Origin of the sequence: Bacillus sp. C30 (assembly GCF_040838255.1) — a bacterium.
Lineage (GTDB): Bacteria > Bacillota > Bacilli > Bacillales > Bacillaceae_G > Bacillus_A > Bacillus_A mycoides.
On sequence record NZ_JBFPJH010000129.1, the window covers coordinates 1 to 8828 of the forward strand.

Annotated in this window: 13 protein-coding genes; 11 read left to right on the forward strand and 2 right to left on the reverse strand. The window is 34.8% G+C overall.

Translation table 11 applies throughout. The features are described 5' to 3' along the window. Window positions 1-69 precede the first annotated feature (69 nt). The 4 genes from AB3X49_RS13400 to AB3X49_RS13415 are packed head-to-tail and all read left to right on the forward strand — an operon-like array spanning window position 70 to window position 3018. Window positions 70-633 carry a GNAT family N-acetyltransferase gene (locus AB3X49_RS13400; RefSeq protein WP_367962632.1) on the forward strand — a complete coding sequence of 188 codons (564 nt, stop codon included), beginning with the start codon at window positions 70-72 and terminating at the stop codon, window positions 631-633. Then, a complete protein-coding gene (locus AB3X49_RS13405; RefSeq protein ID WP_367962634.1) occupies window positions 630-1334 on the forward strand; it encodes an SDR family NAD(P)-dependent oxidoreductase in 705 nt (234 codons plus the stop codon). The genes AB3X49_RS13400 and AB3X49_RS13405 overlap by 4 nt, the downstream gene beginning before the upstream one ends. Next, window positions 1328-2107 (forward strand): GNAT family N-acetyltransferase, encoded by a 780-nt coding sequence (locus AB3X49_RS13410; protein ID WP_367962637.1) that lies wholly within the window; start codon window positions 1328-1330, stop codon window positions 2105-2107. The genes AB3X49_RS13405 and AB3X49_RS13410 overlap by 7 nt, the downstream gene beginning before the upstream one ends. An 11-nt stretch (window positions 2108-2118) precedes the next feature. Next, entirely contained in the window at window positions 2119-3018 is a 900-nt protein-coding gene (locus AB3X49_RS13415) for a PhzF family phenazine biosynthesis isomerase (RefSeq protein WP_367962639.1), read from the forward strand. A 35-nt stretch (window positions 3019-3053) separates the two neighbouring features. Here the strand turns inward: AB3X49_RS13415 and AB3X49_RS13420 are convergent, their stop codons facing one another. Next, entirely contained in the window at window positions 3054-3263 is a 210-nt protein-coding gene (locus AB3X49_RS13420; protein WP_000801639.1) for a hypothetical protein, read from the reverse strand. 84 nt (window positions 3264-3347) lie between these two features. Here AB3X49_RS13420 and AB3X49_RS13425 point away from each other — a divergent pair, with 84 nt between their 5' ends. The 7 genes from AB3X49_RS13425 (at window position 3348) to AB3X49_RS13455 (ending at window position 8418) form a co-directional block, all read left to right on the forward strand. After that, on the forward strand, window positions 3348-4097 hold the full coding sequence (locus AB3X49_RS13425) for a Nif3-like dinuclear metal center hexameric protein (RefSeq protein ID WP_367962641.1): 750 nt from the start codon (window positions 3348-3350) through the stop codon (window positions 4095-4097). 5 nt (window positions 4098-4102) lie between these two features. Next, on the forward strand, window positions 4103-4594 hold the full coding sequence (locus AB3X49_RS13430; protein ID WP_002014049.1) for an NUDIX hydrolase: 492 nt from the start codon (window positions 4103-4105) through the stop codon (window positions 4592-4594). Between the two features lie 110 nt (window positions 4595-4704). Further along, window positions 4705-5571, forward strand: coding sequence for a phosphotransferase family protein (locus AB3X49_RS13435; protein ID WP_367962643.1), 867 nt, complete (start codon window positions 4705-4707; stop codon window positions 5569-5571). A 27-nt stretch (window positions 5572-5598) separates the two neighbouring features. After that, a complete protein-coding gene (locus AB3X49_RS13440; protein ID WP_367962645.1) occupies window positions 5599-6156 on the forward strand; it encodes a DUF7010 family protein in 558 nt (185 codons plus the stop codon). Window positions 6157-6185: 29 nt separating this feature from the next. Further along, window positions 6186-7010: an MBL fold metallo-hydrolase gene (locus AB3X49_RS13445; RefSeq protein ID WP_367962647.1), complete on the forward strand. Its 825-nt coding sequence runs from the start codon at window positions 6186-6188 to the stop codon at window positions 7008-7010. 16 nt (window positions 7011-7026) lie between these two features. Further along, window positions 7027-7593, forward strand: a complete 567-nt coding sequence (locus tag AB3X49_RS13450) for an SGNH/GDSL hydrolase family protein (protein ID WP_367962649.1) — start codon at window positions 7027-7029, stop codon at window positions 7591-7593. A 348-nt stretch (window positions 7594-7941) separates the two neighbouring features. Further along, window positions 7942-8418 (forward strand): heme-degrading domain-containing protein, encoded by a 477-nt coding sequence (locus tag AB3X49_RS13455; protein ID WP_341306255.1) that lies wholly within the window; start codon window positions 7942-7944, stop codon window positions 8416-8418. Between the two features lie 69 nt (window positions 8419-8487). Here AB3X49_RS13455 and AB3X49_RS13460 read toward each other — a convergent pair whose 3' ends face one another. Further along, complete coding sequence (locus tag AB3X49_RS13460) at window positions 8488-8661, reverse strand: DUF1272 domain-containing protein (protein ID WP_367962651.1); 174 nt, start codon at window positions 8659-8661, stop codon at window positions 8488-8490. Between the last annotated feature and the right edge of the window lie 167 nt (window positions 8662-8828).

Below are 8828 nucleotides of genomic sequence, written 5' to 3' on the forward strand. Positions count from 1 at the left end.
TTACTAGATTTTGTATTTTGTGTAAGATAATAAAGAATATTCAATTAACAATTAAAGGAAAAGATATAAATGAAGCTGCCACTATTACAAGTAGAGACAGAGAGACTTATTATTCGTCCATTTCAAAAAGAGGATTATGAAAGTTGGTTAGATGGATTCAATAAGAGGTTACCATCTCAATATAAATACGATGATGGCTATCATGACATGTCGTCTTCAACGAAAGAATGGTTTACGGAATGGATAAGAGGATTTGATGAGGCGGCACGACGGGATGAAATGTATGTGCTAGGTATTTTTCAGAAAGAAGATGGCGCCAATATTGGAAAGCTAGAACTTATAAAAATTTTACATATGGACTATCAATGGGCAATGATGGGTTACTCTATTCATAATCAACATTGGAAAAATGGATATGGAGTAGAAAGTGTAAAAGCTGCTCTGCCGTTATTTTTTAATGGCCTTCAATTTCATAGAATCGAATTACATATACATATCGATAATAAGCCATCCGTTCGTCTTGCAGAAAGAGCTGGTTTTTCATTTGAATGTACGAGAGAGGCATTTTCTATGGGGAATGGTAAGTGGGCAGATTTTCTTATTTATTATAAAAATAAGGAGATGGATATATGAGGGTACTTATTACAGGTGGAAATCGTGGATTAGGGTTACAGCTAGTGAAAGTGTTTCATGAAAATGGACATATTGTTTATCCGCTAGTTAGAACTGAGGTTGCGGTAACGCAATTGAAGAAAATGTTTAGTTCTAGATGTTTTCCTATATTAGCAGACTTATCGATTGATGAGAGTACGGAGCAAATTAAAAAACAGCTTGAGGAATATACAGAGTATATTGATCTAGTTATAAATAACGCTGGCATTACTGGGAAGGAGACTGAGGTTTTACATACAAATTCAGAAGAGTTAACGAACTTATTTAATATTCATTGCTTAGGTGTAATTCGAGCTGTAAAAGGTACATATGTGACTTTAGCTAAATCGGATCATCCGAGAATAATAAATGTGTCCTCTCGATTAGGTTCATTGCATAAAATGGCGAACAAAGAGTTTCCACAAGGTAAGTTCTCATATTCATATCGAATTGCTAAAGTTGCACAAAATATGTTAACGCTCTGCTTACAACAAGAGTTTGAGAATAAAGGAATTCGTGTAACCGCAATTCACCCTGGAAAATTAAAGACTGACATTGGTGCCTTTGATGCGAATATGACTCCGGCTGAAGGAGCACAAAATATATATGATTGGGTAATAGATTCAAATGAGAAGGTTTCAGGGAAGTTTATTGAGCCGGGTGTAGGTGAAATAAAGTGGTAAAGTACGATATTACAAGTATTCAAAATCTATTTGGCCTTTCCAAAAAAGTATTAAATGGTTTACCAAATGCAGTAACGATTGAAGAAATAGAAGAAGATGTTTTTTATAGCGCACAAACTTACAAAGAAAAGGTAAGTAGATTTGAAGAAGTTTGTTTTAACTGGGAGTTAAAAAGAGCGAGTATTGTATTAAACAAAAGGTTTAGTAGTTATAACGCAAGTGTAAAAGTGTTACTTGATGAGGGCTTTGATTTGTACGCGGCAAAGATAGAAGTGTGTAGAGAGTTGAACAATATAGAGTCGCTTGAAAAACAATATACATATCGTTCGATAGAAGAAGGGACATTATCGGAAAGAGAATTCACATGCATTTGGGAGCAATGTATGTTGGAATCAGGAAATCGACCGTCAATTCTGAATGTCGATGAACATTTGCATTCAGTGCAAACAGAGTTAGGTAAAGGTTGGGAAAAGTCATGCATTGTTTTTTATGATAAAAATGAGCCGATTGGTTTGTCCATACCGCATATAGAGCCTGGAACAGAAAGTGAAGGACGGTTATTTTATTTTGGAGTAATGCCTTATTATCGCGGGAAAGGAATTGCTTCCCAACTGCATCTTCAATCTTTACATATGTTAAAGGAAATGGGGGCTACTTATTACATCGGAAGCACACATACTTCAAATGAAAAGATGCAGAGGATATTTTGGAGAAATAATTGCGTGATAAAAACGGAGATAGAGAGTTATTATAAATTATTTAAAAAGGATTAGGAGATAGGTAAATGAAGAACATAAACGTATTTCATTACGACGCATTTACGAATAAACCAAATATGGGAAATCCAGCAGGTGTTGTACTAGAGGCGGATGGATTAACGGAAGAGGAAATGCAGCGTATTGCTGAAAAGGTTGGATTTAACGAAACAGCTTTCGTTCTTTCTTCAGAAGTAGCAGATATAAGAATTCGCTATTTTACACCTGGGCATGAAAATGATTTATGTGGTCATGCGACAGTAGGGACAATATATGCACTTCATAAAAGAGGAATATTGGGAGGGAAACATAATTTAACGATTGAAACGAAGGCGGGGGTTTTACCAATACATATAGATGCGAATGAAAATGGGGAAACTTTTATTAAAATGAGACAAGCAATACCTAAGTTTCAAAGTTTTGCAGGTTCCAAAGAGGCATTAGCTCACAGTATTGGTCTTGAAGTGAATGATTTAGATGAAAATTTACCGATTGTATATGGAAATACTGGTATTTGGACTTTAATTGTACCTATCAAAAAAATTGATGCATGTGAAAGAATGAAACCTAATAATAATGAATTTCCATCGGTGCTAAAAGAAATGCCGAAGGTTGCGATTCATCCACTTTGCTTAGAGACATATGATGCAGAAGCAAAAATGCACGGTCGTCATTTTTCATCACCTTATTCTGGAACGATTGAAGATTCAGTGACAGGAACAGCTTCAGGTGTAATGGGAGCGTATTATGCGACGTATTTGGAGAAAGATTTTGACCATGAATTGGAGTTAATCGTTGAGCAAGGACAGGAAATAAATAAAGATGGTCGTGTAATGGTTTATGTAACGAAAGATGTAGAAAATGATAACTTACAAATTGATATTGCTGGAACAGCGGTGTATGTAAAAGAGTTTGAAATTTCAATATAAAAGAATGAAGCCCAGTATATAACCGGGACTTCTTCTTACCTGTTCAACACTTCAATATACGAAGCATCCCCAGCTGTTCTAATAGTAGAGCGGAAATTATTGTTTTCTAACGTTTCAGCAACTTGTTTTAATTGCTGTGCATCATCGTGATGAATGAGTAAACTATCTGCACCACTTTCTTCTATATGAATATGCTCAACATTTCCAATCGCTTCATGTATAGCTTTTAAAAATTCAGGTTTCATATTGTCCTCCTATATGTATGTAACGTCGTTAAATAGTATTTCCTTATTTTTGAAATATAAAAGTAAATGAAAGGAGAAATGAAAATGAATATAACGCAGTTCAAAGAACATATTACATCACTTTTTGAAGAGCATCTTAATAAATACGGTGATGACGAGTATGGCTTTACTCACATTAGTAAAGAGGAATTTCACAAAATAGGTTACACGACAAATTTGACGCTAGAAACAATTGAAGAAGCGTATAGAAATGGTATCGATATGATAGTTACACATCATGCACCGTGGAGTTTTCTATTCGGTATGAAAGAGGCTTGTATTGAGAAATTAAAAGAATATGAAATGAATCATTTTTGGATTCATTTGCCGTTAGATTTTGTAAAGTTTGGCACGTGTACGTCGTTATTTAATGAAATTGGGATAGACAAAATACTGGAATATTCCACGTATGAGGAAGAAAAGCTACCGGGCATAGGAGAATATAAAGAAGCGATTCCGTTTTCAAATTTAGTTGAAAAACTTGAAGAGAGAATGGAAGAGAAAGTGAAGAGCTGGAAAAATCATGACAGGCCAGTAAAACGGATTGCGATATTAACAGGTGCAGGAAACAATACAAACCTTATTGAGCGTGCGCTAGAAAAAGGTTGTGATACGTACATAACGGGAGAAAAAACATTATATACAGTGCAACATGCGAAATTTAAAGGCATCAATTTGATTGTAGGAAGCCACACATTTACAGAAGTATTTGGTGTAGAAAGTTTGGCTCGTAAGTTAAAAGAAAGAGATCGTGCAATAGAGATTATTAGATTAAATGAAGAGCATTTGGAGTGAGGGAAATGGTAACTATATGCGCAAATTATGGGGAATCAAAAGTGAGGTTAACGTGGAAAAAAGATTGTATATTGCCAGAATACGAAAGAATCACGAGTGTTCACGGTTTTTGTTTTCATAATAATAAGGTTTTACTGATAGACCATGAGCAGCGTGGTTGGGACTTTCCTGGTGGGCATATAGAAGAAGGGGAACTACCAGAAGAATGTTTTAAAAGAGAAGCGTGGGAAGAAGGTTATGTAAAAGGAGAATGTACTTTATTTGGATATATTATCGTTGACCATAGTGATAATCCAAATTGGAATGAAAATAGTCCGTATCCAAAAGTAGGGTATCAGCCGTTCTACCGGATGGAGATTAATGAAGTGCATAAGTTTGACGGTGAGTATGAATCCGATAAAAGGATGTTTGTTAGAGTAGAAGAGAGTGCAGCGTATCATTATAAATGGAATGAATTATATGATGAAATCTTGAAGGAAGCCGTTTTGATAAAATAAAAATTAATTTCTGCAATATTAAGATGTTAGAAGGGATTCTCTTGCAATTGTCAAATAATAGTAAATTTGTCTTTTGAATTGAAGGAATCTTCAGATGCAAGGGTGAGTGAATGAACATTTCAGTAATCGCTAAACAATTAGTTAATGAGAAGATTATTTCACATTATCCAAATAGCATGAAAGTGTTGAGCGGAGGAACGACAAGTACAGTGTATTTGTTGGACGAAAAATATGTTGTAAAGCTGAATGAAGCGAAAGTAATACGTGAAGAAGCTAATTTTCTTTCTTTTTATGAGGGGAATGCTTTATGTTCAAAGCTTTTGTATAAAGAACCTTTACATACATATTTCGTGTATTCTTTCCTTGAAGGTAGTACTTCGTGCGAACAAGGACATAAACGAAGTACGCTTATTACACTTGTAAAAGAAGTTATCAATAAGTATAAAATTGTTCCAGGTACAGATGGCTGGGGATGGAAAGAAAGTCTGGTTCAATCTTGGAATGAATTTTTAAGGGCAAATGTGATGGAAGCTTATGAAAATGTAAGACGTTACATAAGTGAGGAAGAGTATAGAATTGTTCTTAAACTAGCGAATAGTCCAAATAGGGGGACTGGAATAAATCAGCCATTTTTAGTACATGGTGATTTTGGATTCCATAATTTTATATTCCGGGAGAATAAGCTGTGCGGTGTAATTGATCCTTTACCAGTGTTAGGAGATCCTATATACGATTTAATTTACGCGTTCTGTTCAACTCCGGAAGATTTAACAAAAGAAGCAATTTGTTATGCGATGAAACAATGTGTATTTCATAAAAAAGAACGAGATTTATATGAGGAAATGGTCATAGGCTTATATTTACGTATAGATACGTGTATAAGACACCACCCGAAAGATTTAGAAGATTACTTAGTAGCTTGGCGTTATTGGATGAATGAGATTATGTTCGATAGCGAAAATAAGACGACATTATAGCACTTATATTTTGGGGGAGATATAGAAATGAACATTTCAGAAGCAAAAAGAGATTTAGCACAAAAAACGAAGAAGGGATTTCCTGTTATAATAGCTGGTCTTTTATTTTGGATTGTAGCGAGCATAACTGGTGTTCTTCTTTCAGAAAAGCAAGTTGTGTGGGTATATTTAATTGGTATGGGCTGTGTGTTTCCTTTCGGCTTAATGATAGCTGCTATATTAAAAATTGACATGTTTGCGAAAGGAAACCCGCTAGGGTCTTTAGCTGGAGTAATTGGTGGGATAAATGTATTGAATATTCCGTTTGTATTACTTGCATATTTTCAATTTCCGGAGTGGTTACCTTTTGTAGTAGCGATGTTAATAGGTGTTCATTTTTTACCATATGTATGGATTTATGAAAGTAAAAGTTATGGTTTTTTATCAGTAGGAACTGTATTAGTAACGTCAGTATGTGGGATTCTTTTTGCGGAAAAAGGATTTATTGTAATTCCTATGGCGGTTACAGTTGTCTACTTTATTACTCTTATAAGCGTATCACTTGAAAATAAAAAAGCAGAAAACGATCAACAAATATCAGCTTAATAAAAAATTAAAGGGATAGGGGAATAACTATGAATAATTTCGTTTGTACAACGTGTGGAGTACAGTATGCAGCGAGTGTGGAAGAACCAGTAAGTTGTGTTATTTGTGATGAGGAGAGACAATATGTTAATCCGAAAGGGCAGTCTTGGACGAGTTTAGAAAACTTGCAAACGAGTGATACATATAAAAATGAAATTATAGAAGAAGAAAATGGGCTTTATAGTATTACGACAAAACCAGAATTTGGGATCGGTCAAACGGCATTTGTAGTAAAAACAGAGTCATATCGTTTGTTATGGGATTGTATTACTTATTTAGATGACACGACAATTGAGAAGATAAAAGAGTGGGGCGGATTAGATGCGATTGCACTATCCCATCCGCATTATTATTCAACCCAAGTAGAATGGGCAGAAACATTCGATGTACCAATTTATATACATGAAGACGATAAAGAGTGGGTGATGCGTCCAAGTAGTCGTATTATTTATTGGTCTGGTGAGTCTTTACAATTAGCGGATGGGATTACTGTACATCGTCTCGGAGGGCATTTTAGTGGCGGTTCTGTATTACATTGGGAAGAAGGTAATGATGGGAAAGGTATTTTATTAACAGGTGATATTATTCAAGTTGTAGCAGACCAACAGTGGGTGAGTTTCATGTATAGTTATCCGAACTTAATTCCACTACCAGCAAGGAAAGTGGAAGAGATGGCGAATCGAGTGAAGCCGTTACAATTTAATCGTCTATATAACGCCTTTCACCGAGTAGTAAAAGAAAATGCAAATGAGGCAGTTGAACGTTCTGCGGAAAGATATGTGAAAGCGGTAGAAGGAAAGTTGTTTCATACGTAAAAGGAGTGCTAGATTAATGAAAACGTTAGTATGTTTTGGTGATAGTATTACAGCTGATGAAACATTTTTTGATGGAACGCCGAGGTTAACACCACGTTTGCAAGAGATGTTTCCAAATTGGAAAGTGGTTAATGCAGGTGTTCCGGGTGATAATACGTTCGATGCGTTAAATAGGATAGAAGATGATGTACTATCACATAAACCAGACTTTGTAACGGTTTTTTTTGGTACAAATGATTCGGTGTTATTTGATCCAGTTCCATTACAGTCGTACAAAGAAAATTTAGAGGGAATTGTAAGTGCGATCTCACCAGAAAAAGTATTACTTATTAGTCCTGCACCGGTTGATGAAGCAAGGCAACATAATAGAACGAATGAAGTACTCGGTCAATATGTAAATGTGGTTGAGGAAGTGGCGAAAGAAACAGGAAGTCATTTTCTCAATTTGTACGCTGAAATGATTCAAGAAAAGGATTATAAGAGATTTGTAGAAGATGATGAAAAAGACGGTTTACACTTCGGACCACAAGGTTATGAATATTTAGCGAAGTTAATTTGTGAAAAGTTAAAAGGGATTTTGTAGGAAGCAAAGCGTGGGCGCTTTGCTTTTTTGTATTTCTTGTAATGAATTCGCGTGTATTAAGTTGGCTTTTTCGGTATTCACACGAGTAAAATATAGTATCTTTTCGCAAGGACATTGTAGCACTGTAAAAATGCAAACACCTTACTATATTTTAATTAATCAAGGAAGTAGACAATTCCTGTACTAAATGTTTAGTACCTATAGCACTTTAAAGTACATACATTTTTAATGTGTTAAATATAATTCATAATAGCACCAGTAAGAAGAAAACAAGCGTTACGGTACTATAGAGTCTGGTAATTCTAAAAAATGCCAATGTGGTATAAGACAATTAGGGAGGTTAAAGATATGAGTACTTCAAATTTGAGTGAAATAAGTAAACAAATATTAATAGAGGAGGAAACACTTCAATTTTCCTCTTTTACAAATGAAGATGCCTTGCAATTAGGTTTATTTATCGTTGAAACAGCAAAGCGAGAGGGAAAGTTGATTGCTGTTGATATAACCAAAAATGGTGTGCAATTATTTCATTTCAAGATGACGGGGACTACTGAGGAAAATACGAAATGGATTGAGCGTAAAAAACGGGTCGTTTCCCTGCATAATCATAGCTCGTATTATATGCAGATAGAAAGTGAAATAAGCGGAGTTCCATATCATGAAAAATACCGTTTAGATGGCTCGGAATATGCTGCGTTTGGTGGATGTTTTCCTATCCAAATAAAAAACGTAGGGGTTATTGGAATGATAACTGTCTCAGGATTACCACCAGAAGTAGATCATGAATTGGTTATAAGAGCAGTTAAAAACCATTTAAATCAATAATAGAAGTAATTTTAAAGGTTAAATAAAAAGGCAAAAATGAACATATTCCTGTTCGTTTTTGCCTTTTTATTATTTCTTTTTCGGCCTACGTACTAACTCTCCACCGCAGTTTGGGCAAACATTTTGCCTTTTCTCTGTACATGGTGCACAAAATGTACATTCATACACGCATATGTATGCTTCAGAATCGGGCTGAAGGGAATGGTCGCAAATTTGACAGTTTGTTTTCATTTCTAATGCCATAGTAATCCTCCTTGTTGTTTGAAAGTTCTTAATTTAATTATAATTAATATTGTAGTAAAAGTCTTTTTTAATTGAAAAGAAATAAAAGGATTATGTTGTTGTTTGAAATGAAATATAACCGTTTATTTTAAATTTGATAATTTACTATAGTTGGATTATTATGGAAT

Coding starts and splice junctions, on each gene's coding strand:
- AB3X49_RS13400 (WP_367962632.1), top strand. CDS start 70: ATGAAGCTGCCACTATTACAAGTAGAGACAGAGAGACTTATTATTCGT.
- AB3X49_RS13405 (WP_367962634.1), top strand. CDS start 630: ATGAGGGTACTTATTACAGGTGGAAATCGTGGATTAGGGTTACAGCTA.
- AB3X49_RS13415 (WP_367962639.1), top strand. CDS start 2,119: ATGAAGAACATAAACGTATTTCATTACGACGCATTTACGAATAAACCA.
- AB3X49_RS13420 (WP_000801639.1), bottom strand. CDS start 3,263: ATGAAACCTGAATTTTTAAAAGCTATACATGAAGCGATTGGAAATGTT.
- AB3X49_RS13425 (WP_367962641.1), top strand. CDS start 3,348: ATGAATATAACGCAGTTCAAAGAACATATTACATCACTTTTTGAAGAG.
- AB3X49_RS13430 (WP_002014049.1), top strand. CDS start 4,103: ATGGTAACTATATGCGCAAATTATGGGGAATCAAAAGTGAGGTTAACG.
- AB3X49_RS13435 (WP_367962643.1), top strand. CDS start 4,705: ATGAACATTTCAGTAATCGCTAAACAATTAGTTAATGAGAAGATTATT.
- AB3X49_RS13440 (WP_367962645.1), top strand. CDS start 5,599: ATGAACATTTCAGAAGCAAAAAGAGATTTAGCACAAAAAACGAAGAAG.
- AB3X49_RS13445 (WP_367962647.1), top strand. CDS start 6,186: ATGAATAATTTCGTTTGTACAACGTGTGGAGTACAGTATGCAGCGAGT.
- AB3X49_RS13450 (WP_367962649.1), top strand. CDS start 7,027: ATGAAAACGTTAGTATGTTTTGGTGATAGTATTACAGCTGATGAAACA.
- AB3X49_RS13455 (WP_341306255.1), top strand. CDS start 7,942: ATGAGTACTTCAAATTTGAGTGAAATAAGTAAACAAATATTAATAGAG.
- AB3X49_RS13460 (WP_367962651.1), bottom strand. CDS start 8,661: ATGGCATTAGAAATGAAAACAAACTGTCAAATTTGCGACCATTCCCTT.